At 70.0% G+C, this 13,283-nt stretch carries 13 protein-coding genes; 6 read left to right on the top strand and 7 right to left on the bottom strand.

Annotated elements, in window-relative coordinates:
- Positions 1-10 precede the first annotated feature (10 nt).
- Positions 11-1,069, bottom strand: coding sequence for a hypothetical protein (locus tag ACFRKB_RS33815; protein ID WP_383110439.1), 1,059 nt, complete (start codon positions 1,067-1,069; stop codon positions 11-13).
- Positions 1,070-1,221: 152 nt separating this feature from the next.
- On the opposite strand from ACFRKB_RS33815, the gene ACFRKB_RS33810 reads away from it, so the two are divergent.
- Positions 1,222-1,878 carry a TetR/AcrR family transcriptional regulator gene (locus ACFRKB_RS33810; RefSeq protein WP_383110438.1) on the top strand — a complete coding sequence of 219 codons (657 nt, stop codon included), beginning with the start codon at positions 1,222-1,224 and terminating at the stop codon, positions 1,876-1,878.
- Positions 1,879-1,954: 76 nt separating this feature from the next.
- Here ACFRKB_RS33810 and ACFRKB_RS33805 read toward each other — a convergent pair whose 3' ends face one another.
- Positions 1,955-2,434 (bottom strand): DUF6194 family protein, encoded by a 480-nt coding sequence (locus ACFRKB_RS33805; RefSeq protein ID WP_383110463.1) that lies wholly within the window; start codon positions 2,432-2,434, stop codon positions 1,955-1,957.
- A 47-nt stretch (positions 2,435-2,481) separates the two neighbouring features.
- Here ACFRKB_RS33805 and ACFRKB_RS33800 point away from each other — a divergent pair, with 47 nt between their 5' ends.
- From ACFRKB_RS33800 to ACFRKB_RS33790, 3 genes are all read left to right on the top strand, one after another.
- Positions 2,482-3,231: a MerR family transcriptional regulator gene (locus ACFRKB_RS33800; protein WP_383110437.1), complete on the top strand. Its 750-nt coding sequence runs from the start codon at positions 2,482-2,484 to the stop codon at positions 3,229-3,231.
- A 376-nt stretch (positions 3,232-3,607) separates the two neighbouring features.
- The gene (locus tag ACFRKB_RS33795; protein WP_383110436.1) at positions 3,608-4,507 is read left to right on the top strand and encodes a helix-turn-helix transcriptional regulator; all 900 of its coding nucleotides are present in this window, start codon (positions 3,608-3,610) and stop codon (positions 4,505-4,507) included.
- A gap of 24 nt (positions 4,508-4,531) precedes the next feature.
- On the top strand, positions 4,532-5,551 hold the full coding sequence (locus ACFRKB_RS33790) for an aldo/keto reductase (RefSeq protein WP_383110435.1): 1,020 nt from the start codon (positions 4,532-4,534) through the stop codon (positions 5,549-5,551).
- A 46-nt stretch (positions 5,552-5,597) separates the two neighbouring features.
- Here ACFRKB_RS33790 and ACFRKB_RS33785 read toward each other — a convergent pair whose 3' ends face one another.
- A complete protein-coding gene (locus ACFRKB_RS33785; RefSeq protein ID WP_383110434.1) occupies positions 5,598-6,179 on the bottom strand; it encodes a TetR/AcrR family transcriptional regulator in 582 nt (193 codons plus the stop codon).
- A gap of 137 nt (positions 6,180-6,316) precedes the next feature.
- Here ACFRKB_RS33785 and ACFRKB_RS33780 point away from each other — a divergent pair, with 137 nt between their 5' ends.
- Positions 6,317-7,570, top strand: a complete 1,254-nt coding sequence (locus ACFRKB_RS33780) for an MFS transporter (RefSeq protein ID WP_383110433.1) — start codon at positions 6,317-6,319, stop codon at positions 7,568-7,570.
- A 344-nt stretch (positions 7,571-7,914) separates the two neighbouring features.
- On the opposite strand, the gene ACFRKB_RS33775 is transcribed toward ACFRKB_RS33780, so the two are convergent.
- On the bottom strand, positions 7,915-9,618 hold the full coding sequence (locus ACFRKB_RS33775) for a CocE/NonD family hydrolase (RefSeq protein WP_383110432.1): 1,704 nt from the start codon (positions 9,616-9,618) through the stop codon (positions 7,915-7,917).
- Positions 9,619-9,671: 53 nt separating this feature from the next.
- On the opposite strand from ACFRKB_RS33775, the gene ACFRKB_RS33770 reads away from it, so the two are divergent.
- On the top strand, positions 9,672-10,376 hold the full coding sequence (locus tag ACFRKB_RS33770) for a TetR/AcrR family transcriptional regulator (protein WP_383110431.1): 705 nt from the start codon (positions 9,672-9,674) through the stop codon (positions 10,374-10,376).
- 145 nt (positions 10,377-10,521) lie between these two features.
- Here the strand turns inward: ACFRKB_RS33770 and ACFRKB_RS33765 are convergent, their stop codons facing one another.
- From ACFRKB_RS33765 to ACFRKB_RS33755, 3 genes are read right to left on the bottom strand one after another with little or no spacing between them, the layout of a single operon-like run.
- Positions 10,522-11,499 (bottom strand): PDR/VanB family oxidoreductase, encoded by a 978-nt coding sequence (locus ACFRKB_RS33765; protein WP_383110430.1) that lies wholly within the window; start codon positions 11,497-11,499, stop codon positions 10,522-10,524.
- A gap of 44 nt (positions 11,500-11,543) precedes the next feature.
- On the bottom strand, positions 11,544-12,980 hold the full coding sequence (locus tag ACFRKB_RS33760) for a glutamine synthetase family protein (RefSeq protein ID WP_383110429.1): 1,437 nt from the start codon (positions 12,978-12,980) through the stop codon (positions 11,544-11,546).
- Positions 12,981-12,988: 8 nt separating this feature from the next.
- Entirely contained in the window at positions 12,989-13,198 is a 210-nt protein-coding gene (locus tag ACFRKB_RS33755) for a hypothetical protein (protein WP_383110428.1), read from the bottom strand.
- Positions 13,199-13,283 lie beyond the last annotated feature (85 nt).

Here is a 13,283-nt window from a genome sequence, read left to right as displayed (position 1 = left end):
CCTCCCGGCCTCACCCTCCCGCGGCCGGGTCGGCGCTCGGGCGGGCCCGGCCGCGGCCGTACGTCGCGAGCGCGTGGAAAGCGGCTTTGGGCTCCCACGGCAGATCCGGGTACGCGGTACCGGTGCGCCCGCCGTCGAGGACCTTGACGACGCCGAAGGACGCTTTGTCGAAATCGCGGTCGTCGTCGGTGTCCGTATGCGGAAGGTCGTAGCGGGCGAAGGTGTTGACAAAGGCCGCGTCGATGGCGGACCGGTCGAAGGTGTCGATGAGTTCACGCAGGTAGGTGGCTTGTTCCTGTTCGTCACGCACGACGGGGCTGGTGAACCGCGCCGGACGGGCACGGTCGTCCCACGCGATGACCGTGTCGCCCCGGCCGCCGGCGTCGGCGGCCCCGCGGTAGGTGGTGCAGCCGAACTCCGTGACGGCGGCCGGCCTGCCATGTGCGGTCAGTGCCCGCAGACCGTCGGCGAGTCGGTCGGCGGTCCGCACGTCGCGGTAGCCGGCGTCGGTGGCGACGATGTCGAAGGGCTCCCAGTCGACGCCCTCGAACGGAAGCGAGGCGTACCCGACCGGGCCGCCGAACCGCGCCCGCACCTCGGCGACCGCCTCGCTCAGGAAGGCGTTGACCCGGGCGGGGAGTCCAGGCAGCGTGGCCCGCAGCAGGCGCGGGTCCGCGAGGACGGCGGTGCGTTCCTCGACGGTGTCGCCGGGAAGCAGGCCGAGGGTGAAGAGGGAGATCTCCGAGCCGGTGAGGAAGACGACCTCGGCGCCGCCACGGCGCAGTCGTTCGGCGCGTTCGGCGCTGTCGGCAAGGAAGTCGAGGAGTTCCGCGAGGGTGAGGCCGTTCGTGAACGGTGAGTACCAGACCTCCAGTTGGGCGTCGGCGGCGTACCGTGCGGCCGTTTCGAGCCGGTCGCGGTCGCCGCCGGTGACGCGAACGGCGTCACAGTGCAGCTCGTCGCGGATGATCCGCATCTCGCGTCGGACGATGGCGGGGTCGAAGGGTTCGCGGGTGGTGGTTCCCATGGTGGTGAAGCCCGTGTCGTAAGTGATGCCGAAGGTGCGCACGGCGGGTCCTCTCCTCGATCCATAAGGTACGGCCAGTACCTTATATGGATACGCGCCGAACCGTGAACGGGCCCAGGAGCAGGACCCGTAGGACGCCGGAAAGTACGATGCGTACCGTAGATCCAGCTGTACGGTGCGAGAGGGGACAACCGGTGGCACAAGCCGGGCGGGAACCGCGACCAACCGCGGCGACGCGGCGACGCGGGGCCGCGCTGGAGGAGGCCATCCTGCGAGCGGCGGCCGAGGTCCTGAAGGAGTCCGGCGTCCCGGGCCTCACGATGGACGAGGTGGCCCGGCGGGCCGGGACGAACAAGAACGCGCTGTACCGGCGCTGGCCGAACCGTGTCGCGCTCGGCGCGGCGGCGTACCGCCGACTGGCCGCCGAGCAGACCGTTCCGCCGGACACCGGCTCACTGCGCGGCGACACCCTGGAGATGCTGCGGCGCGCGAACAGCACCTGGTCATCACCGTACGGGGAGATCCTGCGCGGCCTGATCGCGGCCGCCGGCGGTACTCCGGAGCTGCTGGCCGAACTGCGCGACCCCGCGGCGGACGGCTCACAGGAGGCGGCATGGCTGACCCTGCTCGGCCGGGCGGTGGCCCGCGGCGACGCGGCGCCCGAGGCACTGCACCCGCGAGTCGCGTCCGCGCCGATGGCGCTGCTGCGCAACGAGTATGTGATGCTCGGCGTCCCGGCCGTGCCGGACGCCACCCTCACCGAGATCGTCGACGAGGTCTTCCTGCCGCTGGTCCGCGGACGGGGCCCACAGAGCGGCACATCGGCCTTCCACGGCCCGCGCCGGTCGTGATCAGGCGAGCGGCCAGAGGCCGGAGAGCCAGGTCTGTTCCCGCCCATCGGCCGGAACAGACCCGTCGGCAACCGGGTCAGTCGTGCTCGGGCGACTCCCCCGGTTCATGCCGCCGCTCGGACCGGGACCGGGCGGCGTCGTGGGCGGCGCGCAGGAGCCGCACCACCGTGTCCGTCGTCCTCTCGCCCGGATTGACGACAGAGATCCAGCCGAGGGCGCCGTACACCGGGTGCGGCATCACGCTGTCGGCCGCCGCGTAGTCGCGAGGGCGGCTGAGACCGCGCGGCTCCTCGCCGGTGAGCTCTCGGAACGCCGGCCGGCCGACATGGATGTTCACCCGCCAGCGGCCCGGAGGATCGAGGTCGGAAGCGGTGTCGTCGGGATAGTTCTTGGTGACGATCGTCCCGTACGGCTGGACGTTCCGCGGCATCCGCCCGTCCGGGGCGTGGTAGAAGAACGCGTCCCCCCACACGAGCTCGGGGAAATCGCCTCCCGCTTCCGGGACGAACACGAGCGCGCCGTCGAAGTCTCGTACGGTCGCGATGATCTGTTCCATACTCATGGTTCAAGCATCACCTTCAAGCGCTTATGTGGGGTTGGCCGATGGGAGAGCCGGCGGGCGGTTCGCGACGGAGACCACTCCGAACGGTCGATGTCGCCGGAGAGACCGGTTACTCGGTGCAACAGGTTCGCGACCTGGAGCGGCTGGGAGTCATTCCCCCGGCCGCTCGGTCGAGCAACGGTTACCGCTCCTACACGCCGCTTCATGTACGCGCCCTTCGCGCCTACCGAGGGCTCGCGGGTGCCGTTGGGCCCGTCGCGGCCCGGCAGATGCTCGCGGAGCTGCGCACGGAGACGCTCGCCGAGGCAGCCGCGGCGGTCAACGGGGTGCATGTCCGGCTCGCGCGGGAACGGGACGAGGCCCTGCGTGCTCAAGAGGCGTTGCGTGCGATCCAGGCCGAAGCGAACACACCCGAGTTCGAGCACGACGGTGACGCGATGACGATCACGGAGCTCGCCGGAGCGCTCCACGTACGTCCCTCGGCCCTGCGGTTCTGGGAGCAGGAAGGGCTTGTCATCCCCGAGCGGGTGACGTCGCTGCGGGCACGTCGCTACGGCCTTCCGGCGATCAGAGCGGCCAGGATCGTCGCGGCCCTCCGCAGCGCCGGCTACGGCATCGCGGCGGCGCGCGAGATCATGGAGTCCCTGCACCGGCTCGACGGCCCGGAAGACGCCCAGCACATCCTGCGGCAACGTCTTGACCAGATCGCGGTACGGACCGTGGCGCTGCTCCGAGCGGGCGCGGACTTGGCGGCGGTCGTCGCGTCCACTCAGGAACCGACCGCCTCGTAGGTCCTGTCTTCAAACCGGTTGAGCGAGCGGTGAACGGGCGGCCGACTCGGGGTCGGGGCGTCGCCCCCGCGGAGGTGCCGCGGATCGATCGCCACCGGGTCTCGTCGGGCCGGTGCCGTGCCCGGCGCGGACGTCGCGGAGTCACTGTTCTTCCAGGTAATGGCAGTACCTCGCAGAGCACCGGCGACGGATCTACGGTGAAAGAGCCGGTACAGGAATCACGGCGATCAGGAGGAATCACCCGTGCCCCCGGACACCCGTCTCACATCAGCCCGACGGCCTGTCTCAGCGGTATCGCCGCGGCAGGACCTGTTCGGTGGCGAAGGGCCCGGACCGCATGCGCCGGGATCGGCCAGGACGTCCACGGGATCCGACCATGGCCGGCGCTGACCGAAAGAACCTGGTCGCCGAGGTCCGCGAGTTTCTGAGCACCCGACGAGCGCGGATCACCCCTGAGCAGGCGGGGCTCCCGGTCCACGGCGGCAACCGTCGCGTCGCGGGTCTGCGGCGCGAGGAGGTTGCCCTGCTCGCGGGAATGAGCGTCGACTACTACGTCCGCCTTGAGCGCGGCAATCTCGGCGGCGCCTCGGACTCGGTGCTCGAATCCCTGGCCCGCGCACTGCAGTTCAATGAGGCCGAGCGCGCCCATCTCTACGATCTGGCTCGCGCGGCGACTCCATCCGGCCGGCGGCCGATGGTGACCGCCTCCAGGGTCCGGCCCGCGATCCTTCGGCTGCTCGACTCGATGACCGGCGTACCCGCGTACGTGCGCAACGGGCGGTTCGACATCCTGGCCGCCAACGCGCTGGGGCGCGCTCTGTACGCCCCGGTCTTCGACTCACCGCTGTTCGCCCAGCGCGGGCCGGTCAACACCGCCCGCTTCCTGTTCCTGGACCCGGCGGGCCAGGACTTCTGGGCCGACTGGGACAAGGGAGCCGACGACTCGGTCGCCTTTTTGCGCACCGAGACAGGCCGGGCGCCCCACGACAAGGCGCTGACCGACCTGATCGGAGAACTCACGACCAAGAGCGACGAGTTCGCGCGGCGGTGGGCCCGCCACGACGTGAAGATCCACCGCTCCGGCGTGAAACACCTGCGCCACCCCATCGTCGGTGCGCTCGCGCTGCCCTACGAGGCGCTGGACCTGCCGGCCGATCCCGGCCTGCGCATCAACACCTACACCCCCGAGCCGGATTCGCCGGAGCAGGAGGCCCTCAGCCTCCTCGCCGGCTGGGCGGGCGCCGGCACGGTCGTCCCCTCGGCGGGGAACCACTGACCACACAACGAGGAGAACAGCTTCATGCGCTACCGACCGCTCGGCCGCACCGGCGTCCAGGTCAGCCCGCTCTGCCTGGGCGCGATGATGTTCGGGCCCTGGGGCAACGAGGACCAAGCCGACTCGGTGCGGATCATCCACCGTGCCCTGGACTCGGGCATCAACTTCGTCGACACCGCGGACGTGTACTCCGGCGGGGTCTCGGAAGAGATCGTCGGCAAGGCACTCAAGGGCCGGCGCGAGGGCGTATTCCTCGCGACCAAGTTCTTCATGCCGATGAGCCAGGACGATCCCGGCCAGCGCGGCGGATCACGGCGCTGGATCATCCGCGAGGTCGAGAACTCCCTGCGCCGGCTGGGCACCGACCACATCGACCTCTACCAGGTCCACCGCCCCAGCCCGGACACCGACGTCTCCGAGACCCTCGGCGCCCTGTCCGACCTCGTACACCAGGGCAAGGTCCGCTACATCGGCTCCTCGTCCTACTCCGGCTCCCAGATCGTCGAGGCCCAGTGGACCTCGCGGGAACGCCACCTGGAGCGGTTCGTGACCGAGCAGCCGCCGTACTCCATCCTGGTCCGCGGCATCGAGGAGGACGTGCTCCCCGCGGTGCGCCGCCACGGCATGGGCACGCTCACCTACAGCCCGCTCGCCGGCGGCTGGCTCTCGGGCCGCTACCGTAAGGACGCCGCCTCCGGCCCGGCCTCCGCGGCACGGCCTGCCGCCCGTTTCGACATGAGCAGCCCGGCCAATCAGCGCAAACTCGACGCCGTCGAGCAGCTCGCGGTCCTGGCCGAGATGGCCGGTCTGACCCTGATCGAGCTGGCTGTCGCCTTCGTCGTCAACCACCCCGGTGTCACCTCGGCGATCATCGGGCCGCGCACCATGGAGCAGCTGACGGCGTTCCTGCCCGCTGCCGACGTCACGGTCTCGGCCGACGTACTCGACCGCATCGACGAGATCGTCGCCCCCGGGGTGACGGTCAATCCCGCGGACAACAGCTACGGCGACTTCGAGCTGCGGGCCGACCAGCGGCGCCGCTGACCCGGACGCACCACCGTGTGTCCGTGATCCACGTTCCGGGCAGCCGTCAGCGGGCGAGGAGTCTGCGGGCGGCTTCCTTGATGGAGGCTCGCAGGCGTTCGCGGTCCGTGTCCTCCGCGCCGGTGAGGATGCGCCGCATCTGTGGGACGACGACGGCCCAGTTGGTGAGGGCTACCAGCAGGAACAGCAGGTCGCCGGGCGGGAGGGCAGCTGTGATGACGCCCCGGGCCTGGCCGTCCTCCAGCGCCGCGACCTTGCCGGCGTAGTAGTCGCGGCGGGCCGCCTCGTCGGGCAGCTCGGTGCTGCCGTACTCGATGCCCTCCCAGAAGAGCAGGCGCAGCATGTCGGGGTGGGTGGCGTGGTAGTCGAGGAGCCGGTCGACCCAGCCGTCGATATCGTCCGGATCGACGGGGACGGCCGCGGCCAAGTCGACCATGGACCTGCCCAGGACCTGGGCGAAGAGTTCCGCCTTGTTGCCGAAGTAGGCGTAGATCAGCTGCTTGTTGGCCTTGGCCTCGGCGGCGATGCGGTCGATACGGGCGCCCGCGATGCCGTACTGGGCGAACTCGGCCACCGCCGCGTCGAAGATACGGGCCCTGGTGGCCTCAGGGTCCCTCACTGATGCCATGGGGACAGCATAGCCAGGCAAGTAACCAACTGTTTGGTTGACAGAAATTCCGCGTACGGCACACACTGCCAGCATCCAACCAACCAGTTGGTTGCTACTCGGTCTGTTCCCGTCCGCTCCAAGGAGTGCCTGCGCTCATGCCACCAGCGAACCCGCCCCAGGAAGTGGACGGGCCCCGGGCCACCGGCCGCGAGCAGGCGGCCACCGCGCCCCGCTCCGGCGGGCCCCTGCTCGTCCTCATCACCGCCTGCACCGCGGCCACCGCCGCCAACATCTACCTTGCCGCCCCTCTCCTCCCCCTCATCGCCGACAGCTTCGGCACCACCGCCTTCGACGTGGCCTGGATCGCCTCGGTCGCCCAGTTCGGCTACGCGGCCGGACTGCTCCTCTTCGCCCCGCTCGGGGACCGCGTCGACCGGCGGCGGCTGGTCGGCGGGCTCTCACTGATCACCGCGGCCGCGCTGACCGCGGGCGCCGCGGCGGCCGGGCCCTCCGCGCTAGCCGCCGCCGTTCTGGTCGCCTGCACCGCCACCGTCGTGCCGCAACTGCTGGTCCCGCTGGTCGCCGCCCGCGCACCGGCCGGCCGGCGGGCCCGCCATGTCGGAGCGGTGACGGCCGGACTGTTCACCGGGGTCGTGGCGGCCCGGGTCCTTGGCGGACTGATCGGGCAGGTCTACGGCTGGCGGGCGGTCTTCGTCGGCGCGGCCCTGTTGACCGTGGCCCTCGGCGTGGCGACCGCGTACGCCCTGCCCCGGGAGGACCGCTCCCACCGCGGTCCCCTGTTCGCCGGGCTGACCTCGCTGCCCTCCGTCGTGCGCGGTTCCCCCGACCTGTGGCGCGCCTGCGTACGGCAGGCGGGAATGTACGGGACCTGGAGTGCCCTGTGGACCTCGTTGGCCCTGCTGCTGACCGGGCCCGGATACGGCTTGTCGACCGGCTCCGCCGGGCTCTTCGGCCTGTTCGGGCTCTCCGCGGCCGCGGTCGCCCCGCTCGCGGGCGGACTCGTGGACCGCTTCGGAGCCGCCGGGGTCGTCCGCAACGCGTATCTGCTCGCCGCCGTGTGCGTTCCGCTGTTCTGGCTCGGCGGGCACTCACTCGGCGCTCTCTTCGCGGGCGCCGTCTTGATCCATGCCGCCTTGGTCGCGTCCAATGTCGCCAACCAGACCCTCGCCCTCATCACCACCACCGTCCCCGCGACCGCCAACACCGCCTGTGCGGTGGCGAGTTTCGGCGGCGGTGCCCTCGCTTCCGCACTGGTCGGCCCGGTCTATGACTCCTGGGGCTGGGACGGGGTGTGCACGGTGGCGGGAGCATGGCTGGTGCTGGGATGGCTGGCGACCGCGCTCCCGGTACGGCGCGCGACATCGTCGAGCCAGTCGGGGTGGCCGTAGGTCAGGCCGTACTTCTCGGCGAGTTCGGCGAACGCGCTGCGGTCTCCGGTGCTCGACGCGGTGAGTTCCGCCAGTTCGCGGAAGTCTTGTTCGAAACCGCCGGGAACGATGATCTCGATGATGCGGCCGGCCTGTGGCCGGCACGGAGACAGGGGTATCCGCTCACGCCGTGAAGGGCGGCCTCACGGCGGTCATCAGATCCGCAGCTGCGGCCCAGAAGTTGGCGTCCCCGCGGCGAAAGCGATCCTTCTGTCGCGACGAGGCCGCCCGTCGGCGAGCGCTGCCGAGTGAGGCCGATGAACGCGCGCCGGCGGCAGGCGCCGACGGCGCTCTTGTTCTCGGTGTCACCGCTCCTTGGGGATGACGGGTACGAGAAGGTGGGCGGGCCGGTCCGGCCCCCAGTGCAGGGTGCAGCGTCCCGGGGTGCGAGTGGTGTAGGCGGCGGGGAACTGTCCGGTCAGGGGGTTACGGGGAGAGAGCCACCGTCCGGCGACGACCAGCCGGATCTGTTCTCCGGTGCGGAACAGAGTGGAGGAGGAGCCGAGAGCGATGTCCGCGGGAACGATCTCCCCTGCGGTGACCGGCTTACGGGTGAGGCAGGCCGGCACCGGTTCGAAGGGGCGGGACCGTTCGTAGTCGAGTTCTCGCAGCGCGACGTTCTGCCATCCGGTGGCCACGCGGTCACGACCGTAGCCGTAGGAGCCTTCGAAGGGGACGAACCTGCCCTGGCTCCACTTCTCGACCCCCACGACGAGGTCCATGTCGTCGGCGCCGTGCACCTCCAGGTACAGGCGCAGTGCCATTGGGCCGGTGATCTCGGTGTCCTCCGTGACCGTCCACCCGAAGCGGACCGCGCCGCGGCGGATACCGAAGGAGATCGCCCCGTCGCGGGACGGAGGCGTTTGCGTGAGTCCGGACGCCGCCAGGTAGCGCGGGGTCCACCGGGTGCGTTCCAGCGGCCAGGCCGTCTCCTGGCGGACTTCGGTGATGTGGTCGGCGCGGTCACGGACCTCCAGACGGACCCGAGGCAGCGGTGGAACCTCGCGGCCCCGCAGGTGGCGGTCGAAGAACTGGAGCTGGGCGGTGCGGGCCTCCTCGTCGTAAAAGGTCGCCCACTTGCCACCCCGGTGGGTGTAGAGGTGCCGTTCGGGGGAGCTGATCTGCTCGAACCCCGCGATGGATCCGCGGCCGTGCAGATTGTTGTCGGAGAAGCTGCCGCAGATCAGTGCCGGCACCTCGACCTTCGACAGGTCCGGGTCCAGAGAGCGGTACCAGTCGTCGATCACCGGGCGCCGGGCGCTCTCCCTTCGGAAGGAATAGGTCTGCCTGGTCTTCCTGAGTCCGAGGTCCCACAGCTTGAGGAAGCCGCTCTCGGGTACTCCGCCGGGACGGAGCAGGCCCCGGTAGGCGTTCGTGAACCCTTCCCAGGGCGCGATCGCCTTGAGCGACGGAGGCTGGGTGGACGCCGCCCGCCACTGGGACAGCGCCAGGTAGGAGACGCCCAGCATCCCCACGGCGCCGTTGCTCCACGGCTGTGCCGCAGCCCACTCGATGACGTCGTGGATGTCCTCGCCCTCCTGACTCGACATCAGGGACCCGACCCCCTCGGACGTACCGGCACCGCGGATGTCGCAGTTGACCACGGCGTACCCCTGGGAGACCCACCACGCAGGGTCCGGTCCTTCCCATGTGGTGAGCGAGGAGAAGGCGACCGGATCGGTCTGGCGCAGGATCCGGTACCGGAAGGACACCTTGGAGCGGCCCGAGGCCGTGAACCTCGGCAGGTCGTCCTTTCCGTAGGGGTGCGCGGCCAGGATCACCGGAACGGAGTCCGTCCCCCGGGGGCGGTAGACATTGACCCGGAGGACGGTGCCGTCCCTGGTGGCGACGGGCTGGTCGTTCTCGATGACGACTTTCTCGGTGTCCGCGCGGTACACCGTGATCCGGGGTCTCAGCGCGCCGGAGAGGCGGCCGGCGGTGTACCGCAATCGCCCGCGCCTGCTCCAGGGCTTGTCGTGCCCGGCGTCGTCGTCGTGGCCTCTGGTCATCAGACTGCTCCTGCGCTTCCCGCACAACATGGTTTGGAATATGATTCTAAACCATGTCGACAGAAGAGCCGGACGTCCACTTCTCGCCGGGCGAGAAGCAACCACAGCAGAGGATCAGCCGTCAGCGGGTGGTGGGAGCCGCCACCCGGCGCGAGACGCGCGGGAAGGTACTGGCCGCCGCGGCGGCGGAGTTCGCCGAGCGTGGATATGTCAAGGCCACGGTGGCCCGGATCGCCGACAGGGCCGACGTGGCCGTACAGACCGTCTACCACGCCTGGGGAAGCAAGCGGGCGATCCTGCGGGCCGTGATGGAGGCGGCCATCGTCGGCCGGGACGCCGGATTCCAGCCGGGACGCCAGTTCCGTGACCCCCTCATCGGGGGGCTCGACGCGAGCGACAACGTCGAGCCCGGGCTGTTCATCGCCCATCTCGCACGCAAGTACCGTGCCCTAGCGGAGCGCTCCGCCACCGGATGGCAGACCTACCGGGACGCCGCCGCCGTCGACACCGACATCGCGGACGACTGGCAGCAGCTCCAGCTGATCCGGCGCGACGCCTTCCACGACGTCATGGCACACCTGCCCCCCGGAGCCCTCCACTCGCACCTCACACGGAGCCAGGCAGCCGACACCGCTTGGGTGATCGCGAGCCCCGAAACGTACGAGCTGCTCGTCCGCCGGGCCGGCATGACACATGACGACCTTGAGGAGTGGGTCAGGACCACACTCTCCTCAGCTCTCCTCCACGACTCACGGTGACAGGTCGGCAACGTGCCGCCCTGCCTCCCGAAGGTGCTTGAAACGGTTCGGACCGGCGGCCTCGGCCGCCTCTTCGGCGACCGGGGCCGCCCGCCGACGCCGCCGGACACAACGGTGTTCGAGATGTGAGGGAGAGGGGAGCGGGTCAGAGATCGAGGAGCAGTCGTTCGGAGGTGGCTCGACTGACGCAGATCATCATCGTGCGGTCCCGCCCCTGCTCGTTCGTGCCGAGCACTTCGTCCCGGTGGTCGGGAGTCCCCCCGAGGACACGCGTCTCACAACTCCCGCAGTAGCCCTCCTCGCAGGAGAAGGGAACATCGGGCCGGACCTCCCTCACGGCTTCCAGGATCGTCCGGTCGGCCGGGACGGTGATCGTCGTCCCCGTCCGGGCGAGTTCGACTTCGACGGGCCTGTCGCCGTCGGTCCGCACGGGGAACGACTCCGGGTCGGCGGCGAACCTCTCGACGCGAACGACGAGTCCGTTCCCCGTTGCCTCCGAGGCCGCTTTGACATCGGAGATCAGTGATGCCGGGCCACAGCAGTAGACAGCCGTGCCCGCGGGGAGCCGGCTGATCAGATCCCGTACGGCCGGGCGGCCCCGCTGGTCGGTCTCGACGACGGTGACGCGCTCGGGGTCGATGTCCTGGAGGGCGTCGACGAAGGGCATGTTGTGCCGGTGCCCGCAGTACAGGAGCTGCCAGCTCTGCCCGGCGCGCTCCAGCGCCCGCGCCATGGCGAGGATCGGGGTGATCCCGATACCACCGGCGATGAGGAAGTGCTGTTCCGACCGGGCCAGCGAGAAGTGGTTGCGCGGACCTCGGACCGTCAGCTCTTTTCCCACCAGGGGCACGGTGTGTACCTCATGAGAGCCACCACGCCCCGCGGGTTCATGCTGGACGGCGATCGTGTAACTGGTCCTGTCCTGGTCGTCCCCGCACAGGGAGTACTGCCGGATCGTTCCCGAGGGCAGGACCAGATCGAGATGGGCTCCGGCTTCCCATGGAGGGAGTGTTCGTCCGGCCGGGTCGACCAGGGTCAGTGTGACGACATGAGGCGACTCGGAACGTATCTGCTTGACCAGAAGTGTTCCCGGATGACCGGGGTCTGGCGTGTCTTCAGGCATGTGTTGTGCTACCTCTGCTTTTCGAGCACCCGCGTGCGGGCGCCTCAGAAGAGATCGACGTACTCGTTGTGCTCCCAGTCGGTGACCGAGGCGTTGAACCGGGCCAGCTCGTGACGTTTGATGCCGAGGTAGTACTCGACGAACTGCTTTCCGAAGGCCTGGGTGAATTCGGTGTCGTCAGCGAGGGCTTGCAGGGCTTCGGTGAGCGTGGCCGGCAGCCGCGGTGCCTCCGTCTCATAGGGCTCGTCGGCCGCGGGGCCCAACTCCCAGCGCTCCTCGACGCCGTTGAGGCCGGCGGTCAGCTGGGACGCCATGTAGAGATAGGGATTGGCGGTGGGTTCTCCGACCCGGTTCTCCACATGGGTCGATCCGTCCGCGTCCGAGCCCGTCACCCTGAGCATCGCCGCACGGTTGTCCTTGGCCCACAACACCCTGTCCGGAGCCATGGAGTAGGACTGGAACCGCTTGTATCCGTTGATCGTGGGCACGGCGAAGGCCGAGGCCGCGCGGGCGTGACGCAGCTGCCCGGCGAGGTAGTGGCGTCCCACCTCGGACAGGACGGCACCCGGCTCACCGGGGACGAAGGCGTTCTCGCCGTCGCGCGTGCCGGTGTGCAGGAGTGACTGGTGAAGATGCCAGCCGCTGGAGAAGACGCGCGGTATCTTCGGCCGGCACATGAAGGTGACGTGACAGCCGTGCCGGCGGGCGATCTGCTTCAGGGCGCTGCGCATCAGCATCACCGTGTCGGCGGCGCGCACACCGGTCTCGGGGTTGAGGGTCACTTCCAGCTGGCTGGGGCCGAATTCGACCTCGAAGGTGCGTACGGGGATGCCGAGGCGCCGCAGATGCTCACCGAAGACCGACACGATCGGCTCCATGGCGTCGGTCCGGTCCTCGGAGAGCAGCTGATAGCCCGCGTTGACCGGCCCGAAGTCCGGTGTGCCGGCGGCCGATTCGTCCCGCGTCCCATCGCCGGGCAGCAGGCGGAAGAGATGAAACTCAAGCTCCGCACCGGTCAGCACCTCGTAGCCGTGATCGGCCGCGCGCTGGACCGCCCGCCGCATCAGGCCCCGGCTGCACAAGGGGACGGGCTGTCCGTTGGAGAAGTAGAGGTCGCACAGCAGCCATCCCGTGTTCTCCGCCCAGTCCAGCACATGGAACGTGCTGGGATCCGGGACCATCACCATGTCACCGGCACCGGCCATCTCCGCGATGCCGACGCCGCCATCGGCCGAGAAGGCCGGGTAGACGGTGGTTCCGGAGGTGTCCTTCGACAGCAGGGTGGACACCACGGTCAGACCGCCTCGCAGAACGGATGCCAGTTCGCCGGCCATGACGGTCTTGCCGCGCAGCAGCCCGTGCTGATCCGCGAAGACGACGCGGACGGCCCGCAGGTCCTCGTTCTCGACTCGCCTGACGATGTCGGCCGCGGCCTCCCGTTGTTCGCCGGAGTACAACTGGTGCCGTTCGATGAATCCCATGGTGTGCCTCAGTTCGAGGTGCTCGGCAGGGGCGGGAGCAGGTCGTCGTCCGGCTCCGGCGGCGAAAGCCTCACACCGGCGGGGCCACTGGAACGGGCGGCGTCGGAGTCCTGGGCCCACGGGCTGGTGCGGCGCAGGGAGCCGATGGCTTCGGTCCAGAAGGACTCCCACTCTCCTGTCGGGGCGGAGCCGGCGCGCGGGGTGGGTCCACCGCGCACCCCCGCCCCGGGGGGCGTAAGCCGGGGTTAGGGGCGCCAGGCCACCGCGCCCGCGGCCGTGGGGGGGGGCCCCAAACCGCGGGTG

Origin of the sequence: Streptomyces scopuliridis (assembly GCF_042790125.1) — a bacterium.
Lineage (GTDB): Bacteria > Actinomycetota > Actinomycetes > Streptomycetales > Streptomycetaceae > Streptomyces > Streptomyces scopuliridis_A.
Note: the sequence above shows the minus strand (reverse complement) of the source record. Positions and strands in the feature narration are given on the sequence as shown.